Genomic DNA, 20159 nt, shown 5'->3' with positions numbered 1-20159 from the left:
CGCGAGCAGGCTCGCTCCCACAGGGGAACGCGATCAAGTGTGGGAGCGAGCCTGCTCGCGATGGCGCCGGGCCAGACAATGATCACTTGAGCCCAGGCTTGACCCGCAACGCCTTGGCCTTCGCCTCGATCACCAGGTACATCACCACCGTGATCAGCAACGGCAGGATGAAGTAGATCGCCCGATAGGCAATCAACCCCGCCAGCAGGCTGCCCCGGGACGCGTCGTGTTGCAGCAGGGCGATGAACACCGCTTCCAGTACCCCGAGCCCTGCCGGAATATGGGTGATGACCCCGGCAATGCTGCTGATCAGCAACACGCCTAGCACCACCGGGTATTCCAGTTTGCTGGGCAGCAAGGTAAAGATCACCGCCGCCATCAACGACCAGTTAAGTGCCCCCAGCGCCAGTTGCAGCATCGCCATGCGCAGCGAGGGCAGGTTGATTTCCATGCCACGGATCGTCCAGGCACGCCGCTTGGAAAACCGGCAGGCCAGCAGATACCCGGCACTCGCCAGCAGCAACAGCGCGCCCACGCCTTGCAAGGCATCGCTGCTCAGTTTCCAGCCCGGCGGCATCGTCACCAGGCCGCTGCTGAACACCACCCCGGCCAGGGTCATGTAGCCGAACCAGTTCGTGGCCAGGCTCAGGCCGAGGATCTTGGCGATGTTGCCGGTGCTGACCCCCAGCCGGGAATACAGCCGGTAGCGCATGGCGATGCCGCCGACCCAGGCGCTGAGGTTGAGGTTGAAGGCGTAGCTGATGACACCCACGGGCAGGATCTGCCGCCAACCCAGTTTCTGGCGGATGTAGGTGCGTCCGATCAGATCAAAGCAGGCATAGGTGATGAAACTGGCGACGGTCAGCGCGGCGGCAATGATCAGGGTCCGCACCTTGAAATCGGCCAGGGTGTCGAACACCTCGGACCAGTCGATGCGCCGGGCCAGGGTGGTGAACAGCACGATCAGCAGCAGGAAGAACGCCAGGGTCAGGGGTCTTTTCCAGCGGCTCCAGCGTGACTTGGGCTTGCTCTCGTCCCGGCCATGGGTATCACTTGACGCAGTGTGCGCCTCAGAGTGGTTCATGGGATTCGCTCCGAACCGCCGTCGGCGGCGAAAAAGGTTTCAGGCGCGGTTTATGGGCCGGCAGCCATCCGGCCCAGGCCGGGAAGTGGCGCAGGAAGTGGAACACCATGAAACCGATGGTCATGCGCCAGAGCAGGCCCCGTGGAGCGTGATTGGCGGGCATGACGGTGCAGTGCTCGCGGCTCAGGTGATCGAGGCGCTGGAACAGCTCGCGGTTGAACTCCCGGTCGCGGATCAGCACGTTGGCTTCCAGGTTCAGCGACAGGCTCAGGGGGTCGAGGTTGCTCGAGCCGACGGTGCTCCAGTCTTCGTCCACCAGGGCGACCTTGCCGTGCAGCGGCCGCTCGCAATATTCATGGATCATCACCCCGGCCTTGAGCAGATAGTCATACAGCATCCGCGCCGCAAGCTTGGCGATCATCATGTCCGGCTGGCCCTGCAGGATCAGCCGCACGTCGACGCCACGACGCGCCGCATTGCGGATTTCCCGCAGCAACCGGTAGCCGGGGAAGAAATAGGCATTGGCGATGACCACCCGGCGTTTGGCGCTGCGCAGCACTTGCAGGTAGACCTCTTCGATGTCGGTCTGATGCTCATGGTTATCGCGGTAGACCAGCCGCACCTGGCCGTCATGGTCGCTGAAAGCCAGATCGCTGCGTCGGCTGCGGCGCCGCTGCCACCAGTACTTGGCCCGGGCCGGCCGACCGCTTTGTATCAAGGCGAAGTGATGGATATCGACCACCGCTGGCCCCTTGATCTCCACCGAATAGTCCTGCTTGGCCTCGGGGCCGAAATCGCCCAGATGGTCGGCGGAGAAATTGATCCCGCCGATGAAGGCAATCACGCCGTCTATCACCACCACCTTACGGTGCAGGCGGCGGAACCAGTTGGTGCGAAAGCCCAGGTGAAGGGGCGCGGGGTCGAACATCTGCAGGTGCACGCCGGCGTCGCTCAACGAGGCGAGGAAGTCCGGCGTCAGTTCCCCGCAACCGAAACCATCCAGGCTCAGGGTGACGCGCACGCCTCGATGGGCGGCGTCCACCAGCACATCGCGCAATTCGTTGCCGACCTTGTCCTCGAACAGAATGAAGGTCTCGATGAGCACTTCATTCTCGGCGCGACGGAGCGCCTCGAACACCCGCGGGAAATATTCCTCGCCATTTTCCAGCAGGGTGACGCGGTTGTTGCCATGCCAGCCGTATTCGACGTCCACCAGCGCCGGATCACGCTCGGTGGGCGGCGTCTCGACCTGCTCCACCGTCGCTTTGTTCATGGTCGCGCTCATAGTTCGATCTCCACCGACAGTGGGGCATGGTCGGACAGGTGCGACCAGGGGCGTACGTTCAATACCTTGGGCTGATGGGCCTTGAGGTTGCGCACATAGATTCGGTCCAGGCGCAGGATTGGCAGGCGCGCCGGAAAGCTGCGGGCCGGCTTGCCCCATTGTTCGGCGAACACTTCCCGCAGGCCGCAGGGCTCGAGCAGCTCGCTGGCCTTGCCGCGCCAGTCGTTGAAGTCCCCGGCGACAATCACCGGTGCCTCGGGCGGCAGTTCGCTCAAGCGCTTGCACAACAACTTCAGTTGTTCGACGCGATGACCTTCACGCAATCCCAGGTGTACGCAAATGGCGTGGACCTGCGGGCCGTCGCCGCCCGGCAGGCGCAACACGCTGTGGAGCATGCCGCGGCTTTCATGACCGCTGATGGAGACGTCCAGGTTGTCGTAGCGAATGATCTGGAACTTCGACAGCAGCGCGTTACCGTGGTCCCCCGCCGGGTACACGGCGTTGCGCCCGTAGGCGAACTGCGGCCAGAGACTGTCGGCCAGGAATTCGTACTGCGGCATGCTCGGCCAGTTGGAAAAGCGCTGGGGGTGATGTTCGTGGGCGCCATGCACTTCCTGCAGGAACACCACGTCGGCGGACACACTGCGCACCGCTTCGCGCAGTTCCGGCAGGATGAAGCGCCGGTTCAGGGCGGTGAAGCCCTTGTGGGTGTTGACCGTCAGGACCGTGAAGCGGCTGATCCGGTCGAGGTCGTGCGCCAGGTTCTGCGGCGCGTCGGTGCTTGCATCGCGGGTCGCTTCGGTCGGGCCTGGCGTGTTCATGGCAGTACCCCCTCGGCCGGACGCTCGCCGGGTGCGGTGGCGAGGTCCTTGTCCAGGTCGAAGCGCTCCAGCAGATGACGTGCGTCATAGGGTGCGCGGACTTTGATGTCGTTATCGAAATAGCAGAACACCTCCCGGCTCTTGCGCGCCCTGGGGTTCTTTTTCGGGTCGATCAGGTGGGCGTCCTCCGGTTGCGTGCCGTGGCTCCAGGCCTCGATCCGGTCGCCCCAGCGCTGCAATGCCTCGTCGGTGTAGCCGCTGGCATACAGCTCTTCGGCACCGTGCAGGCGCAGGTAGACAAAATCGCTGGTGACGTCTTCGCGATAGGGCCACTTGCCGGCGGTGTCGGCGATCACCAGCGCAATGTCGTAGCGCTTGAGCAGGGTGATGAAATGCGCGTCGATGAAGCTTTCATGGCGGATCTCGACCGCGTGGCGCAGCGGACGCTTCTTGTCGGTGGTGGTGCTGGCGTGGCCGTCCAGGCGCGGCTCGTGCTCACGGGCCAGGGCGGCGGCGCTTTCGGTGTCGTGGGGCAACTGTTTGAGGAAGTCTTCGAACAGTTCGGGGTCGAATTTGAAACTGGGGGGAAACTGCCAGAGGATGGCGCCGAGCTTTTCCTTGAGTTCCAGCACCCCGGAGGCGAAGAAATTGGCAAGTGGCTTGTGGATATCCCGCAGGCGCTTGATGTGGGTGATGAAACGCGGCGCCTTGACGCTGAACACGAAGCCCGGCGGCGTCTCGGCATACCACTGGGCATAGCGTTCGGGACGTTGCAGGGCGTAGAACGAGCCGTTGATTTCGATGCTGTTGACCGCTCGTGAGGCGAACTGCAATTCACGCTTGTGGGTCAGCCCCTTGGGGTAGAAATCCCCCCGCCAAGGCGTGTATCGCCAACCGGAAATGCCGATGTGGATTGCCGTCATGTGTCCCTCCCGTGCCAGATGACCTCGTACTGCCGGTGTCTTGCTGATGACTGTCGGGCGGTGTGGAAAGTTTCGGCGGAGTGCCCGATGGTGAAGCGGTGGGGTTCTTGTGGCGAGGGGATTTATCCCCGCTGGGCTGCGCAGCAGCCCCAAGACAGTCAACACAATCTGCCTGATACACCGAGGTGTAAGTATTTAGGGCTGCTGCGCAGCCCAGCGGGGATAAATCCCCTCGCCACAGGGTTTTGTATTGACCTCTGGAGCGAACTTGCCGGCCCGTTGTGGATCAGTTCCTTACCGACCTCATGAAGGAGCCTCGCGTTTTGTCTCGATTGAGCACTGCATTTCTGCTGGTCTTGCTGACGCTGACCGGTGGTATCGCCCACGGTGCTGCCGCCATTCCCGGCACGCCCGCGCCCAGTGAAACTCCTGCCGAGCCCGAACCCCTGGTCCAGGGCGGTTTGCTCGGGGCGATCAGTTCGAGCATCGATGACGTCCAGGACAAGCTCGACCTCAACCAGAGCCTGATCGATGCCTGGCGCTTGCGGGCGGACCGGGCGGCGGACGAGGTAGACCGGCTGGTGGTCCAGACTTCCCGCTCGTCCTGGCGTGTGGCGGGGGATTTCCTGCTGCTTTCCGGCGTCTGGCTGGGCGCCTTCGGGCTGATCTGGGCCGGCGCACGGCTGCTGGTACGTCATCTGGGCCAGCGTCGTTGGCTGCGCACCCGTCAGCGGGTGCTGGACCTGCTCGGTTACCTATTGCCTTACACGGTGCCGGCGCTGGTCTGTCTGCCGCTGACCCTGTACGTCAGCCATTTCCTGCAGGTTTCGGTCGGTCGTGCCCTGGCGCTGTGCTTCGCCTATGCCACCAGCAGCGGCGTGTTCTCCACCTCAGTGCTGCTGTGCGTGATCGTGATGTTCAACGCCGGTCACAAGCGTCGGGCGGTGGCGATCATTCGCCAGTTCAGCCCGCGGCCGTTGTTCCTGATCGGTTTCCTCGCCGCCCTGAGCGATGCGCTCACCAGTCCGCAGATTGCCCGGCAACTGGGTGGCAACATCACCAGCAGCGTGGCGGTGTTCACCGGGCTGCTGGCCTCGGTGATCTTTGGCTGGCTGGTGATTCGCATGCGTCGGCCGGTGGCCCACCTGATCCGCAACCGGCCGCTGGCCCAACGCCTGAAGCAACCGGCCCTGCAGGAGTCGCTGCGGATCTTTTCCGGGCTCTGGAACTGGCCGATCCTGTTGATGGTGCTGGTGTCGGCGGTAAGCCTGATCGGTGTCGGCGAAGACAACCAGAAAGCCCTGCGTTGCGCGCTGTTCACCACCATCCTGCTGATTGCCACGGTGTTTCTCAGCACCGTGCTCCAGCATGTGTTCAAGTCGCCCAAGGCTGAAACCATCCAGCGCAACAGCGCCTACAAGGGCCGGTTGCTGAGCCTGTTGCACGCGTTGCTGCGGATTGTCATGGCGGTGGCATTCATTGAAATCCTCGGACGGATCTGGGGGATTTCGCTGTTCGAATTCGCTTCGCGCAACGCGGTGGGCAGGGCGATCAGTGATTCCCTGAGCCGTATCGGCCTGATTTTCCTGGTGACCTGGCTGACGTGGGTGGTGCTCGATACGGCGATCCAGGAAGCCCTGAAACCACCGCTGAACAAGCGCGGCGCTCGTCAGCCTAGCACCCGGATCAAGACCATCCTGCCGCTGTTGCGCAACGCCGCCAAAATCATCCTGGTGGTGATTTGCGCGATCACCACCATGGCCAACCTGGGCATCAACGTCGCGCCGCTGCTGGCGGGCGCCGGGGTGGTGGGCCTGGCGATCGGCTTCGGTTCGCAGCAACTGGTGCAGGACGTGATTACCGGACTGTTCATCATCATCGAAGACACCCTGTCCATCGGCGATTGGGTGGTGCTCGACTCCGGCCACGCCGGCACCGTCGAGGGTCTGACCATCCGCACCTTGCGCCTGCGCGACGGCAAGGGCTTCGTGCATTCGGTGCCGTTCGGCCAGATCAAGGCAGTGACCAATCAGTCCCGGCAGTTTGCCTTTGCGTTTTTCTCGGTGCAGTTCACCTACGACACCGACGTCGACCAGGCCATTGAACTGATCCGCGAAGCCGGGCGTTCGATCTCGGAAGACCCGTTCCTCAAGTTCAACCTGCAAGGGCCGCTGGATGTGTTCGGCGTGGACCGGATGGATCTCAACGGCGTGGTGCTCACGGCGCAGTTCCGCACCGTTTCAGGCGGGCAATATGCGGTGAGCCGGGCGTTCAACCAACGCTTGAAAAAGCTTGTGGATAACAACCCAACGGTGCATTTCGCGCAGACTTATCCACAGCAGGTGATGTTGCCGAAGCGGTTGGTCGAGGAGCCGAAAGGCGGGGATGAAGTGCCTGAACAGCCTCATTGATGCCAGGCTTTGAGATGGGCTGATGGCCTCATCGCGAGCAGGCTCGCTCCCACATTCGAGCGCATTCTTTCTGAAGAAACTCGGTCAACTGTGGGAGCGAGCCTGCTCGCGATGAGGCCCGCCCAGACACCTCAACCTTTCTGAATCAATTTGCTGCGCACCTCAGCCATCGCCTGCACATCCAGCTCCAGCCAGAAATGCAGCTTCCCGGCAATCTGCGCCGCCGCCGGCAACCCGTCGCGGTACACCAGCCGATTGCTTGCCAGCGCCGGCACTTTCGCCCCCGGCAGCAAGGTGCCGGCCAGGTTCAGCGGGTCGACGCCGCACACCGCGACCAGGCTGTTGTCGGCGGGGCGACGGCGGACTTCGCGCAGCAGCGGGATCGCTTCGGGCAGGGCGAATTGCTCGCCGGCCAGGCCGCTGACGAAACGCCCGCCACGGATTTCCCCCCGCGCCTCCAGACGATGGAATGTGCGCAGCAACTCGCGCCAGCTCGGCAGCCAATCCGCCTCCCGCTCCAGCAAACGCCAGAACACCACGCCGTAACGGCGCAGCAGGGTCATGGCGATGTGCTCCAGGGTTTCGGGCGGTGTGGGCGCGGGTCGGCTGCCTTCGGTTGGCGCTGGCTGGCTGCGGCGCAACAAGGCCCAGCGCCCGGCATCGTCCATGCCGCCGACAAACGCCCCGCGCCCACGCCGACTGCTGCGGGCCTGACGTTTGCTGGCCGGGGTGATCAGCGCCCGCAGCCCGGCGAAGCCGTCGGCATTCACCAGGCCGGCGCCCACCAGCTCTTGCAAGGCGATCTCCAGTTCGGCGCGCAGCAGGTGGGCCTCGTGCAGCAACTCGTCGAAAAACAGCGCGCCGTGTTCGCTGAGAGCCTGGTGGACTTTCTGGGTCTTGAGGGACAGTTCGCTCACTGGCGTCTGCTCCGCCAGGCTGCTCCACAGGGCGACCTGGCTGCGCGGCAGCAACACGATTGGCGTACTGCGCAGGGCCGTGGCGGAGGATTTCTGTCGGGCGCTGAGGCGAGTCCAGACCAGCTTGCCGCTGCGACACAGTTCGTCGAGCCAATTGGCGGAATAGTCCTTGATCCGTGTCGGCAACAGGTCGCTGTCCCAGGCCGAGGCAGCGGCCGGGTAGCCTTCGAACTGGCTGATGATCGACGGCAGCACCGCGCTGCCCCGGCCCTGGGTCGACGGCGACAGGTGCTGCCAGTCGAACAGGAACCGCATGAAATCCTGCAGCATCACCGGTTCGATTTCCCGGCGCAGACGTTTGACGGTGTAGCGATGAATACGGGCCAGCAGATGCCGTTCGCACCATTCCTCCTGGCCGGTGCCCGGCGTGAAGCGGCCGCGCAGCACATAGCCTTGTTGCTCAAGGTGCACCAGGGCCTGGGTGGCTTGCGCTGTCGATAATCCCAACGGATAGGCGATGGCGGTCAGTGGCAGCGGACCAAAGGCGCTGAGCCGGGCGCGGAGTACTTCCACCACGGCTTCGTCGCTGTCCCAGGCTTCATCGAACCCGGCCAGGGGCGCCAGCGCGGGCTGCCATTGCGCCTGTGGATAAATCCCTTGCAGGCAGGTCAGCCGCTCCAGTGGCACCCACAGGCCGCGCTCGGCGCTGATCTGCACATGGCTGGCACGCCCGCGTTCAGCCAACACCTGCAGCCAGCCCAGCCACGATTCGTGGGCGCGGGCTTCGCTGTCGGCGATGCAGGCCAGGCTCATCAGCGCTTCGTGCATTTCATCGAGGTTGGCGGGCGTCGGCCACGCTTCGTCCCGGACCGCCTGGATGGCCTCGGCGTCCAGTGCGCCCAAATCGTCGGTGGATTGCGGATCGCTCCAGCGCCGGTTGATCACCGCCTGGGTTCGGCGTTCTTCCAGCGGCGCGTCGTCGAGAAAGGTGTAGGGCCGGGCGCTGAGAATTTCTGCCGCCAGGGGCGAAGGGGCGGGCAGATCGCGGCTGATCAGGCGCACCGCGCCCGCTTCCATGCGCCGCAACAGCGCCAGCCAGCCTTCGCTGTCCATGGCTTCGTGCAGGCAGTCGTCGAGGGTCTGTTCCACCAGCGGGTGGTCGGGGATTTCCCGCTCGCCGGCGAGGTTCTCCAGGCAGGCGATCTGGTCGGGGAACACGCTGGCGATCAGGTCTTCGCTTTTCATCCGTTGGATCTGCGGCGCGACCTTGCGCCCGCCGGTGTAGCGCGGCAAGGCCAGGGCCACTCCGGCATTCCAGCGCCAGCGCACGCCGAACAGCGGCGCATCCAACACCGCTTGCACCAGGATCTGTTCGGCACTGTGGCTGTTGAGGTAGCGCCAGACTTCATCCAGCTCGAAGCTGTGGCTGGTGGACAGCGACAGTACGATGGCGTCTTCGCTGGCGGCGGCCTGTAATTCGAAGTTGAAGGTGCGGCAGAAGCGCTTGCGCAGGGCCAGGCCCCAGGCGCGGTTGATGCGGCTGCCGAACGGCGTGTGGATGATCAGTTGCGTGCCGCCGGACTCGTCGAAGAAGCGCTCCATCACCAAGGTGTCCTGGGACGGCAGGGCGCCAAAGGCCAGGCGCGCCGGGGCCAGGTAATCCAGCAGTTGTTCGGCGCTGGCCAGGTTCAATTGCAAGGTGCCGGTCAGCCAGTCGAGGGCCGGTTGCAGATTGCCAGGGGTGGCGCCGAGCAGTTGATCCAGCTGTGCTTGCAGACGCGCCACCGCCAGGGACAGTTCGGCGCTGCGCCCTGGAGCTTCGCCGAGCCAGAACGGAATGGTCGGCGGCTGGCCCTGGGCGTCCTCGACCCGCACCCGACCGGTCTCGACGCGGATGATGCGGTAGGAGGTATTGCCGAGCTGGAACACGTCGCCGGCAATGCTCTCCACCGCGAAGTCTTCGTTGACGCTGCCGATGTTCAGGCCCTGGGGTTCGAGCAGCACGCTGTAGTCGGCGTTGTCGGGGATGGTGCCGCCGCTGGTCACGGCGGTCAGTTTGCTGCCCCGGCGCCCGCGCAGGGTGCGACTGACCGCGTCGCGATGCAGGTAGGCGCTGCGCACGCCCTGGCGACTGTTGAGGCCTTCGGCGAGCATCTGCAGCAGCGCCTGATAATGCCCTTCGTCCAGTCCGGCGTAGGGCGAAGCGCGACGAAAGATGTCCAGCAAGGCCTGTTCCTGCCATTCCTGGCAACTGACCTCGGCGACGATCTGCTGGGCCAGCACATCCAGCGGTGCCTTGGGGATGTGCAGGATATCCAGTTCGCCCCGGCGTACACAGTCGAGCAGGGCGGCGCATTCGATCAAATCGTCACGGGTGGTGGCGAACAGACGACCCTTGGGCGTGCCGCCGACCTGGTGGCCGGAGCGGCCAACCCGTTGCAGGAACGCCGAAATCGAACGGGGCGAGGCGATCTGGCACACCAGGTCGACATCGCCGATGTCGATGCCCAGCTCCAGGGACGCGGTGGCGATGAGCACCTGCAATTCACCGCGCTTGAGCCGTTGCTCGGCGTCGAGGCGAAACTCTTTCGCCAGGCTGCCATGGTGGGCGGCCACGGCGTCCTTGCCCAGGCGCTCGCTCAGATGGCGGCTCAGGCGTTCGGCCAGGCGCCGGGTATTGACGAATACCAGGGTGGTGCGATGTTCCCGGGCTAGGTCGGCGAGGCGGTTGTAGACCAGCTCCCATACGTCATTGGCCATCACCGCCGAGAGCGGCACCGGCGGCACTTCGATGTCCAGGTCCCGGGGGCGGGCATGGCCGATGTCGACGATTTCACACGAGCGGCCTTCGCCCACCAGAAAGCGTGACACCGATTCGATGGGCTTCTGCGTGGCGGACAGGCCGATGCGCACCAGCGGCTCGGCGCACAGCGCTTGCAGGCGCTCCAGGCTCAGGGCCAAGTGGCTGCCGCGCTTGCTGGCGGCGATGGCGTGGATTTCGTCGACGATCACCGTGCCGGTGCTAGCGAGCATCTGCCGGCCTGAGTCGGAGCCGAGCAGCACGTAGAGCGATTCAGGGGTGGTCACTAGGATATGCGGCGCGGTTTTGCGCATCGCCGTACGTTCTTTCTGCGGCGTGTCGCCGGTGCGCACGGCGGTGGTGATCTCCAGGGGCGGCAGGCCCATCTGCCGCAATTGTTCGGTAATGCCGGCCAGCGGGGTTTGCAGGTTGATCCGGATATCGTTGCTCAGTGCCTTGAGCGGCGAGACGTAGACCACCAGGGTCTGGTCCGGCAGGCCGCCCTGTTCCAGGCCGCGGTGCACCAGGTCGTCGAGCACGGCGAGAAAGGCCGTGAGGGTCTTGCCCGAGCCGGTGGGCGCGGCCACCAGGGTCGAACGACGCTGGCCGATCAACGGCCACGCCCGGGCCTGGGCGGCAGTGACCGCCGGGAAGGTCTGGCTGAACCAGGCACGGACGGCGGGGTGAAAGCCTGCCATGGCGTGGTCGGCTGCAAGGGGCAGATTCATAGGGGCAGTTATGCGGGTGGGATGAGGAAGATGCAAGTGCCGGCTGATACCTCTGTTGCCTGGCAGGGCCCTATCGCGAGCAGGCTCGCTCCCACAATGGATCTGCTGCGCTTCGTCCTGTGGGAGCGAGCCTGCTCGCGATGAGGCCCTGGAGCGCGGCGAAAATCCCGGATCTGCACTTTACGGATGACGGTTGCGCACTAAACCCGCAAAATGCAACGATTCCGGCAACGCCCGTGGGCGTTGTCGACCAAATTCTTGTGCCAACAGACTGGGCCTGCTGACTTTATGCGAATGCGCCTTATGTTACTGGGCGGCGGAAATGCCCTTGGGCAGGCGCTGATTCGCCTCGGTGCGGAAGAAGACATCGGTTTTCTCGCCCCCCGCCCCCCCGAAGATGGCTGGGATGCCGCGAGCCTGACGCAGTTGCTCGACGACACCCGTCCGGACGCCCTGATCAACCTGGCGTATTACTTCGACTGGTTTCAGGCCGAAGGCGTCAGCGAGCAGCGCCTGGCCAGCCAGGAGCATGCGGTCGAGCGCCTGGCCGAACTGTGCCAGCACCACAACATCATCTTGCTGCAACCGTCGAGCTATCGCGTGTTCGACGGCTCCCGCGCTACGGCCTACAGCGAGAAGGACGAACCGGTCCCGCTGGGCCTGCGCGGCCAGGCGTTGTGGCGGATCGAACAAAGCGTGCGCGCCACGTGCCCGCAACATGTGTTGCTGCGCTTCGGCTGGCTGCTGGACGACAGCGCCGACGGCATCCTCGGACGTTTCCTGGCCCGGGCCGAGCAGCCCGAAGAACTGTTGCTGGCCGACGACCGTCGAGGCAACCCGACGCCGGTGGACGACGCGGCCCGGGTGATCATCTCGGTGCTCAAGCAACTCGACTGCGCGGCGCCGCTGTGGGGCACCTATCATTACGCCGGACATGAGGCGACCACGCCGCTGGCGCTGGGCCAGGCGATCCTCACCGAGGCCCGTGCCCTGCATCCGCTGGCAATCGAATCGCCCACGCCCCAGGCCCACGCCGCACGGCCGGATGCCGCGGAAGAACCACAGCACGCGGTGCTGGCCTGCAAGAAAATTCTGCACACTTTCGGGATCAAGCCCCGCGCCTGGCGCGCCGCGCTCCCGGGCTTACTGGATAGGTTTTATCGCCATGGCTGACGGCCCTGTTTTAATCACCGGCGGTGCGGGCTTCATTGGTTCGCACCTGACCGACGCCTTGCTCGCCAAGGGACATTCGGTGCGCATCCTCGATGACCTGTCCACCGGCAAGCGCAGCAACCTGCCGCTGGACAATCCAGCCGTTGAACTGATCGAAGGCGATGTCGCCGATGCCGCCCTGGTGGCCCGGGCCATGGCCGGTTGCAGCGCCGTGGCGCACCTGGCCGCAGTGGCTTCGGTGCAAGCCTCGGTGGACGACCCGGTACGCACCCACCAGAGCAACTTCATCGGCACCCTGAACGTCTGCGAGGCTATGCGCCAGACAGGCGTCAAGCGGGTGCTGTTCGCCTCCAGCGCAGCGGTCTACGGCAACAACGGCGAAGGCCAGTCCATCGACGAAGAAACCCCCAAGGCTCCGCTCACGCCGTACGCCTCGGACAAACTGGCCAGCGAGTTCTACTTCGACTTCTATCGCCGCCAGCACGCGCTGGAGCCGGTGGTGTTCCGCTTCTTCAACATCTACGGCCCGCGCCAGGATCCGTCCTCGCCGTATTCCGGGGTCATCAGCATCTTCAGCGAACGGGCACAGAAAGGCTTGCCGATCACCGTGTTCGGCGACGGCGAGCAGACCCGGGATTTCGTCTACGTCGAGGACCTGGTGGACTTGCTGGTGCAGGCCATTGAAAAGCCTGAGGTGGAAGTCGGCGCGGTGAACGTCGGCTGGAACCAGGCCACGACCCTCAAGCAGATGCTCCAGGCCCTGGCCTCGGTGGTCGGTGACCTGCCACCGATCAACTACGGCCCGGCGCGCTCGGGGGATATCAAGCATTCCCGGGCGGATAATCATCGGTTGTTGCAGCGCTTCAGCTTCCCGCAGCAGACGCCGATGAGCGTGGGACTGGCGCGGTTGTTGGGCCGCTGATCCAAGGACAATGGAACCAATGTGGGAGCGAGCCTGCTCGCGATAGCGGTTTGTCAGCCGACATAGATGCCGGCTGATCCACCGCAATCGCGAGCAGGCTCGCTCCCACAGTTATTTCTGAGGTGACGAAGGGTCAGAACTTGTAACCCAACCCCACCATGTAGATCCACGGATCCACATCGACATTCACCTTGGCCCGCGTCCCGCCAGCCACCGCGTTGTTGTCGACATACGCGGTGGTGTCGATGTCGATGTAGCGGATCTGGCCGTTGATCATGATGTTGTCGGTCAGCATGTAGTCAGCCCCCACTTGCCAGGCCATGCCCCAACTGTTGCTCGCGCGGAAGTTGCTGAAGCCGTTGGCACTGGCTTCGCTGCCAACGTGTTCGTCGTAGATCCAGGTGTAGTTGATGCCGGCGCCGACATAAGGCTGGAACGCCGATTTGGCGTCGAGCGGGTAATAGACCAGGCTCAGGGTCGGCGGCAGGTGCTTGAGGGTGCCGAGCTTGCCATTGGCCGCGCCCAGGGCGGTGCCTTTGAGCTTCACGTCGTGCTCGAAGGGCGAGGCCGCCAACAATTCGATGCCCAGGTTGTCGGTGAGCATGTAGGCGAAGTTCAGGCCCAGTTGCGTGTCGCTGCTCATGGTCGCCTTGCCACCCAGATCGGCACCGGCCAACGGGCCACGGTCGACCTTGACGCTGGAACTGTCGGCTTGCGGATTGACAATAATGGCACCGGCGCGAACGATGATATCGCCGGCTGTATGGGCCTGGGCGAGAGGGGCGGCGAGTGCGAGAGCGACGAGGGAAGCGCTGAGCAAGGACTTGTGCATGGGGGCTCCAGAAGACATTTCAAAAGGGATGTCCCATGGTACGGAGCGCTCTGGGCCGGTCTTTTGACTCAGCTCAATGAAAGTGTGATGAACACTTTGAGGGCCTCATCGCGAGCAGGCTCGCACACATTGGATTGGCGTGAATGCTGATTTTGTATTCACAGCAGATCCCTGTGGGAGCGAGCCTGCTCGCGATAGCTATTTCACAGGCAACACATGACTGTCGGATTCACTCCGGCAGCTCATACACATAAATCTTCTCAGCCTCCATCTGATACCCCGCATCGGCCAGTTCGCTGGTGGACGGCTTGACCTGCATCGGCCCCTCGACCCAGTACGGCTGGTACAGCTCATCGAGCTTCACCCCGACTTCGCTTTTCACATGCACGATCTGATTCGAAGGCGGTGGCGGCACATGAATGCAGGCGCCGAAATACGGCACCAGCAAAAAGTCCGTGGTGCGGCCTTCCTCGCTGACTTCCAGCGGCACGATGTAGCCCGGCAAACGAATCTGCTGGCCATCGAGTTCCTTGACCACCGGTGCGTTGGGCAGGTCCTGTTTGGCGGCCGGGGCGGATTCGGCGGACAGCGCATTGCCCATCTGCGACAGGTCATGCAGCGGGGTCATGTTCGGCACTTCCGGCGGCGCGTCGGGCGGGATCATTTCTGACCAGGCCAGGTCCCTCGGCTCGGCCGCCCACAGCGGCAGGGCGACCATCATCAACAGCGCAAGCAGGGCGCGGGGCATCTTCAATGTCCTCATAAACGGATCGACAAGCCGTCGGCCAACGATTGGCGATAGGCACGCCAGGCCGGCACGCTGCCCATCAGCAGGGCGGCGACCAGAATGCCAGCCATGAGCGTCCATTCATATTCGCTTGGCCAGCTCAACGGCAGGTACAGGCCATAGGCCGACTGTACGTAACCCTGGGCGGCGCCGATGCCGATATACAGCAAGGCCAGCCCGGCTGCGACGCCGGTCAGCGCCAGGGCAAAGGCTTCCAGCACCAGCAGGCTCGCGATGTGCCACGGCCGGGCGCCCACCGAACGCAGGATCGCCATTTCCCGACGACGCTCGTTGAGGCTGGTGAGGATCGCCGTGAGCATGCCGATCAATCCGGTCAGGACCACAAACAGCGAAATCACGAACAAGGCTTTTTCCGCCGTGCCCATCAGGCTCCACAACTCTTGCAGGGCCACGCCGGGCAGGATCGCCAGTAACGGCTCGCCACGGAATTCATTGATTTCACGCTGTAGGGCAAAGGTGGAAATCTTGCTGTTGAGGCCGAGCATGAACGCGGTGATCGCTTGGGGCGTGAGGTCCATGTTGCGCGCCTGGTCGGCGCTGATGCGACCGCTGCCCTGGGCTGGCACGCCGTTCTTCCAGTCGATGTGGATCGCTTCCATGCCGCCGAGGCTGATGTGCAGCGTGCGGTCCACCGGGGTGCCGGTGCGCTTGAGAATGCCGACCACGGTGAAGGGTTTGTCGTCATGCTTGACCAGGCTGATCGCCGCCACGCCGTGGGCCAGCACCAGTTTGTCGCCGAGCTTGTAATGCAGCGCTTCGGCCACTTCGGCACCGAGTACCACTTCGAACGGATCGGTGGCAAAAGCCCGGCCATCGGCCAGTTCCAGGTGTTGCTGGCGGCCGTACTGGTAATGCTCGAAATAGGCCTCGGTGGTGCCCATTACCCGGTAGCCGCGATGGGAGTCGCCGAGGGACATGGGAATCGCCCACTTCACTTTCGGGTTGCTGGCGAAATGTTCGAAGCTGTCCCAGCGGATGTTGTTGGTGGCGTTGCCGATGCGGAACACCGAATACAGCAACAGGTTCACCGAGCCGGAACGGGCGCCGACGATCAGGTCGGTGCCGCTGATGGTACTGGCAAAACTGGCCTTGGCCTCGGTGCGCACCCGCTCCACCGCCAGTAGCAGGCAGACCGACAGGGCAATGGCGAAAACGGTGAGGATCGCGGTGAAACGGCGGTTCGCCAGGCTGGCCATGGCTAGACGGAGCAAATACATCTCAGACCTCGAGTGGCGTGGCGGCGCGATTGAGATCGGCCAGCGAGAGGTTGCGGTCGAACAGCGGTGCCAGGCTCTGGTCGTGGCTGACGAACAGCAGACTCGAACCGGCCTCGCGGCATTCAGCGAACAGCAGCCGCAGGAAGTTTTCCCGGGCGTCGTAGTCCAGGGCCGAGGTCGGTTCGTCGGCGATCACCAGTTCCGGCTGGCCGATCAACGCCCGGGCGGCGGCAACCCGCTGTTGCTGGCCGATGGACAGCGAGTCGGCGCGGCGCTCCAGCAGGTTCGGATCGGTCAGTCCCAGGTGAGTCAACAGCGTGGCGGCGGCCTGATCGACGCTGCCGTGACGCTGGATGGCCCGCTGCGCCCGCAGTCTGGAAAAGTGGCAGGGCAGCTCGACGTTCTCGCGCACCGAGAGAAACGGCAGCAGGTTGAATTGCTGGAAGATGTAGCCGGTGTGGTCCACGCGAAAGCGGTCGCGGCTGCCCGCCCCCAGTTCGCTGAGCGGCTGGCCGAGCAGGCGGATGCTGCCGCGATCCGGTATCTGCACCCCGCCCAGCAGCCCCAGCAAGGTGGTCTTGCCACTGCCGCTGGGGCCCTTGAGGAACAGGGTTTCGCCGGCTTCGAGGCGAAAGGCCGGGATATCCAGCAGTGGCGGATGCCCGGGCCAGCTGAAGAGCAGGTCGGACAGTTCGATGAGTGCTTGGGTCATGTTGGCCGATTCAGGATGGTTACCTGTGGGAGCGAGCCTGCTCGCGAAAGCGATGTACCAGGCGACATCTGTGCTGGATGTGCCGGTCTCTTCGCGAGCAGGCTTCCCACAAAGGGGATTTTCAGTGTTATCGGAATTTGAGGGTCGGCGCTTCAGGCGTCAATTCCCCGCCTTGCTGGCCGTTCGGGCTGATCATCTGCACCAGGATTTTATGGGTGGCCGGGAAGATCTTGAACAGTGGCGCCAGGTTCAGTTGCGTCAAGGAGCCAGCCGCGACACAGCGGAACTGGTAGCGAGCGTGGATTTCGCTGTGTTCGTGGTGCTCGTCGCCATCGTCATCGGCATCTTCGGCGTGATCTTCGTGATCCGGCTCGTCGCCGAACAGCGGGCTTTCCAGTTCCTGCTGCTCCAGGGAGCATTTGCCATCGGCCAGGACGATCAACGCCGCCGGTTTCTCCAACTGCTTGCGGACAGCGGCCACCTTGGCCTTGTCGGCATCGCTGGTGGCGGCGTGTTCGAAGCCCACCAGATTCATGGCCGGGCTCTCCAGTTCCAACTCCAGGGTCTCGCCGTCCAGCGAGGCATTGAGGCGGGCAACACCGTGTTCATGGGCACCCAGGCTGCCGTGTTCATGATCGTGGTCATGGTCATGCTCGACCGCCGCGTGAGCGACGGCCAATGGCAACAGGGCGAACGGCAAAGCAAGAAGCAGACGACGCATGACGAGTCTCCAGATACGGTGAATGTTTTGTTATGTAATCTTATAACGAATGTGTGCAGAGTTTGACCGTCTGCTTGGCGTCGCGCAAGGCCCGTGGGAGCATGGGAAGATTAAATCTTCGGGAGCACGGTGATGTTGCGCATACGCGGAACCGTCGGCGATTGGCCGGTGGACTTGTCGATCGAGATGGACGAGGGCGACTGGGCTCAGCTCGGCGCGCAGTTGCAGGCGGTCAAGCCGGAAGGCGCGGCGGTGGCTGCGGCCAAACCGGCGAATCAGGACGATGCGCTGTGGCAGATTGCCAGGGAGTTACTGCGCAAGGCCGGGCAGTTGAGCGGCCCGGACCTGCTGGAACAACTTGAAGGCCTGACGGGCAGTGCGCCGGCGGGCAAGCGCCTGCTGGTGCGGTTGCGTCACAGCCCGGACGTGAAGGTGATCAACGGAGGCGACACCCCGCTCTACAGCTGGCACAACCCTGTGTAGGAGCTGTCGAGCGAAGCGAGGCTGCGATCTTGTCCCAAGCCATTGAGTCGCGAGTGAACGCGCAACAGATCAAGATCAAAAGATCGCAGCCTCGCTTCGCTCGACAGCTCCTACACGCGCATGCGTCAGTAAAGTGCGGCAAACAGCTTGCGGCGATAGGTCGTCACCAGCGGATGATCATTGCCCAACAGTTCGAACACTTGCAGCAGGGTCTTGTGTGGCAGGCCTTCGCTGTAGCCGCGGTTGCGGCTGAACAGCTTGAGCAGTGCGTCGAGCGCCGGCTCGTACTGCTGGCGTGCCAGTTGCTGGATCGCCAGTTGATACACCGCCTCGTCGTCCTGCGGGTCTTTCGCCAGGCGAGCCTTGAGGTCGGCGGCGTCCGGCAGGTTTTTGGCCAGGCCGAGGAACTGGATCTGCGCCTTGGCCCCGGCCAGGGCGGCCTTGTGCTCGTCGCTTTTCACCGCGTCCAGCACCGTCTGCGCTTCACCCAGTTCACCGCGCTCGGTCAGGCAACGGGCGAACAGGATCAGCGCCTTGGCGTTGGTGTTGTCTTCGCCCAACAGCACGGTGAGCAGCGCTTCGGCGTCGGCGAAACGGCCGTCATCGAACAGCGCCTGGGCCTGTTCGAACGGATCGGCGGCGACCGGAGGCGGCATCTGCACATGGGGTTCGAGCATCGCCCGCACCGCCGATTCCGGCTGGGCCCCGGCGAAACCGTCGACAGGCTGGCCATCCTTGAACAGCACCACCGTCGGCAGGCTGCGGATGCCGAAACGGGCGACGATGTCCTGCTCGATGTCGCAGTTGACCTTGGCCAGCAGCAATTCGCCCTGATAGCTCTCGGCAATGCCTTGCAACATCGGCATCAGAGCCTTGCACGGCGCACACCACTCGGCCCAGAAATCCACCAGTACCGGCTTGTGGAAAGAGTTCGCGATCACCGACTGGTCGAAATCGGCGGTGGTGGCGTCGAAGATGTAGGGGGTGTCCTGGGTCATGGGAGTCTCGTAGAACGCTTGAATGGAGCAACTATACGCGGGGTCTTGTGGTGCCTGGTAGGCCGCTATCGCGAGCAGGCTCGCTCCCACAGGGGATCTTCGGTGCTCTCCCGATCAATGTGGGAGCGAGCCTGCTCGCGATGCCTTTCAGGGCGAACGCCGTGCGTGATACAGGCTCACATGCCGAAACTCCTCAGGCTCGGCCAGATCCGGCAAGGTCATGGCTTCGAGCATTTCGATGCGCCGGTACAACGGATGCTGGAAATCCCGTACCCGGGAGTCGGCCACCAGGGCTTCGCGGCCGCGGCTGAGAAAATGATCCAGCAACGGCAGGTTGGCCCGGTCGTAGAGCACATCGGCCACCAGGATCAGGTCGAAGCGATCCGTCTCGGCGAAGAAGTCCGTCGAATAACTTAGCTCCACGCCATTGAGCAGGGCATTGGCCTGGCAAGCAGCAATCGCCAACGGATCCAGGTCGCACGCCACCACTTCCCGCGCCCCGGCCTTGATCGCCGCGATGCCCGCCACGCCGGAGCCGGCGCCGAAATCCAGCACTCGCTTGCCCTCGACCCACTGCGGTTGTTCGGCCAAATAGCGGGCCATCGCCAGGCCGCTGGCCCAGCAGAAGCTCCAGTACGGTGGCTCGTGGAGGATGCGCCGGGTTTCCTCCGGGCTGAAGGCGCGGTCCATGTTATCGCCGTCGATCAGCCACAGCTTCAAGTCAGTGCCGGGCAACGGGCAGTCCACCAGCCGCGCCTCCCCGAGCAACTCGCTCAGCGCGTATTGCAGGTCTTGCGGTGCATTCATGGCGCTTTGACGAATTGCAGGGCACCCAATGCCTGGGTGGTTGGTTGCGCGATGCGCTGTTCCGGCAGGTGCAGGATCAATTGCCCCGACTGGCTGGCACGGCCACGCAGCTCCACCCGGGCGTCGACCGGGAAGGCGTCCGGGTTGAAGCGCAGGCGGAAGGGCAGGGCCCGGTTGGTACCGATCAGGCTGGAACTGGCGAGCAACTGCTGCGGGCGGCCCTTGTCGTCGATCACCAGCAGCGCCAGTTCGACTTCGGCCCCGGCCGGTACGCCTTCGAGGGAGCCGCTCAATTCCCGCTGGTACGCCGGCAATGGCCCCAGCTCGGCGGCCTGCCGGGCTTTTTCCTGGGCCTGTTTCGGCGCGGGTGCCGGTGCCGGTGCGGCGGGCTTGGGAGTGTCACTGCTGCATGCCATCAACAGGCTGAAAAGACTGAGTAAAACGAGCGATCGTAACGGCATGTGCGGCTCCAGCAAGGTGAATTCCATGGATCTGACGGTAAGCCCGTCTGTATACC

17 protein-coding genes are annotated in these 20159 nt (G+C 64.0%); 4 read left to right on the top strand and 13 right to left on the bottom strand.

Features of this window, described 5'->3' with window-relative positions; all coding sequences use genetic code 11:
* Window positions 1-82 precede the first annotated feature (82 nt).
* The 4 genes from LOY67_RS24745 to LOY67_RS24730 are packed head-to-tail and all read right to left on the bottom strand — an operon-like array spanning window position 83 to window position 4113.
* Window positions 83-1084, bottom strand: a complete 1002-nt coding sequence (locus LOY67_RS24745) for a lysylphosphatidylglycerol synthase domain-containing protein (protein WP_265064852.1) — start codon at window positions 1082-1084, stop codon at window positions 83-85.
* Window positions 1071-2369 carry a cardiolipin synthase ClsB gene (clsB, locus tag LOY67_RS24740; RefSeq protein WP_265064851.1) on the bottom strand — a complete coding sequence of 433 codons (1299 nt, stop codon included), beginning with the start codon at window positions 2367-2369 and terminating at the stop codon, window positions 1071-1073. Before clsB ends, LOY67_RS24745 begins: the two co-directional genes overlap by 14 nt.
* Window positions 2366-3190: an endonuclease/exonuclease/phosphatase family protein gene (locus tag LOY67_RS24735; protein ID WP_265064850.1), complete on the bottom strand. Its 825-nt coding sequence runs from the start codon at window positions 3188-3190 to the stop codon at window positions 2366-2368. Before LOY67_RS24735 ends, clsB begins: the two co-directional genes overlap by 4 nt.
* Window positions 3187-4113, bottom strand: a complete 927-nt coding sequence (locus tag LOY67_RS24730; RefSeq protein ID WP_265064849.1) for a DUF72 domain-containing protein — start codon at window positions 4111-4113, stop codon at window positions 3187-3189. Before LOY67_RS24730 ends, LOY67_RS24735 begins: the two co-directional genes overlap by 4 nt.
* Before the next feature lie 323 nt (window positions 4114-4436).
* Between LOY67_RS24730 and LOY67_RS24725 the strand changes: the two genes are divergently transcribed.
* Complete coding sequence (locus tag LOY67_RS24725; RefSeq protein WP_265064848.1) at window positions 4437-6524, top strand: mechanosensitive ion channel family protein; 2088 nt, start codon at window positions 4437-4439, stop codon at window positions 6522-6524.
* Window positions 6525-6655: 131 nt separating this feature from the next.
* Here the strand turns inward: LOY67_RS24725 and LOY67_RS24720 are convergent, their stop codons facing one another.
* Window positions 6656-10969 (bottom strand): DEAD/DEAH box helicase, encoded by a 4314-nt coding sequence (locus LOY67_RS24720; RefSeq protein ID WP_265064847.1) that lies wholly within the window; start codon window positions 10967-10969, stop codon window positions 6656-6658.
* A 288-nt stretch (window positions 10970-11257) separates the two neighbouring features.
* Between LOY67_RS24720 and LOY67_RS24715 the strand changes: the two genes are divergently transcribed.
* Window positions 11258-12142: an NAD(P)-dependent oxidoreductase gene (locus tag LOY67_RS24715; RefSeq protein WP_265064846.1), complete on the top strand. Its 885-nt coding sequence runs from the start codon at window positions 11258-11260 to the stop codon at window positions 12140-12142.
* Window positions 12135-13064 (top strand): NAD-dependent epimerase/dehydratase family protein, encoded by a 930-nt coding sequence (locus tag LOY67_RS24710; RefSeq protein WP_265064845.1) that lies wholly within the window; start codon window positions 12135-12137, stop codon window positions 13062-13064. Before LOY67_RS24715 ends, LOY67_RS24710 begins: the two co-directional genes overlap by 8 nt.
* A 133-nt stretch (window positions 13065-13197) precedes the next feature.
* On the opposite strand, the gene LOY67_RS24705 is transcribed toward LOY67_RS24710, so the two are convergent.
* From LOY67_RS24705 to LOY67_RS24685, 5 genes are all read right to left on the bottom strand, one after another.
* The gene (locus tag LOY67_RS24705) at window positions 13198-13896 is read right to left on the bottom strand and encodes an OmpW/AlkL family protein (RefSeq protein WP_265064844.1); all 699 of its coding nucleotides are present in this window, start codon (window positions 13894-13896) and stop codon (window positions 13198-13200) included.
* Window positions 13897-14125: 229 nt separating this feature from the next.
* Window positions 14126-14644 carry a DUF3299 domain-containing protein gene (locus tag LOY67_RS24700; RefSeq protein WP_265064843.1) on the bottom strand — a complete coding sequence of 173 codons (519 nt, stop codon included), beginning with the start codon at window positions 14642-14644 and terminating at the stop codon, window positions 14126-14128.
* An 11-nt stretch (window positions 14645-14655) separates the two neighbouring features.
* Entirely contained in the window at window positions 14656-15921 is a 1266-nt protein-coding gene (locus LOY67_RS24695; protein ID WP_265064842.1) for an ABC transporter permease, read from the bottom strand.
* A gap of 1 nt (window position 15922) precedes the next feature.
* The gene (locus LOY67_RS24690) at window positions 15923-16633 is read right to left on the bottom strand and encodes an ABC transporter ATP-binding protein (RefSeq protein ID WP_265064841.1); all 711 of its coding nucleotides are present in this window, start codon (window positions 16631-16633) and stop codon (window positions 15923-15925) included.
* Between the two features lie 127 nt (window positions 16634-16760).
* Entirely contained in the window at window positions 16761-17354 is a 594-nt protein-coding gene (locus tag LOY67_RS24685; RefSeq protein ID WP_265064840.1) for a DUF2796 domain-containing protein, read from the bottom strand.
* Window positions 17355-17486: 132 nt separating this feature from the next.
* Here LOY67_RS24685 and LOY67_RS24680 point away from each other — a divergent pair, with 132 nt between their 5' ends.
* Window positions 17487-17837 (top strand): hypothetical protein, encoded by a 351-nt coding sequence (locus tag LOY67_RS24680; RefSeq protein WP_265064839.1) that lies wholly within the window; start codon window positions 17487-17489, stop codon window positions 17835-17837.
* A 125-nt stretch (window positions 17838-17962) separates the two neighbouring features.
* Here the strand turns inward: LOY67_RS24680 and trxA are convergent, their stop codons facing one another.
* The 3 genes from trxA to LOY67_RS24665 all read right to left on the bottom strand — a co-directional run bounded on the left by trxA (window position 17963) and on the right by LOY67_RS24665 (window position 20103).
* Window positions 17963-18835, bottom strand: a complete 873-nt coding sequence (trxA, locus tag LOY67_RS24675) for a thioredoxin (RefSeq protein ID WP_265064838.1) — start codon at window positions 18833-18835, stop codon at window positions 17963-17965.
* Window positions 18836-18982: 147 nt separating this feature from the next.
* Window positions 18983-19642 carry a class I SAM-dependent methyltransferase gene (locus LOY67_RS24670; protein WP_265064837.1) on the bottom strand — a complete coding sequence of 220 codons (660 nt, stop codon included), beginning with the start codon at window positions 19640-19642 and terminating at the stop codon, window positions 18983-18985.
* Complete coding sequence (locus LOY67_RS24665) at window positions 19639-20103, bottom strand: hypothetical protein (protein ID WP_265064836.1); 465 nt, start codon at window positions 20101-20103, stop codon at window positions 19639-19641. The genes LOY67_RS24670 and LOY67_RS24665 overlap by 4 nt, the downstream gene beginning before the upstream one ends.
* Between the last annotated feature and the right edge of the window lie 56 nt (window positions 20104-20159).

This window comes from Pseudomonas sp. B21-056 (assembly GCF_026016325.1).
Lineage (GTDB): Bacteria > Pseudomonadota > Gammaproteobacteria > Pseudomonadales > Pseudomonadaceae > Aquipseudomonas.
The sequence above is the reverse complement of the archived record's forward strand: the minus strand, read 5'-3'. Positions and strand labels throughout refer to the sequence as shown.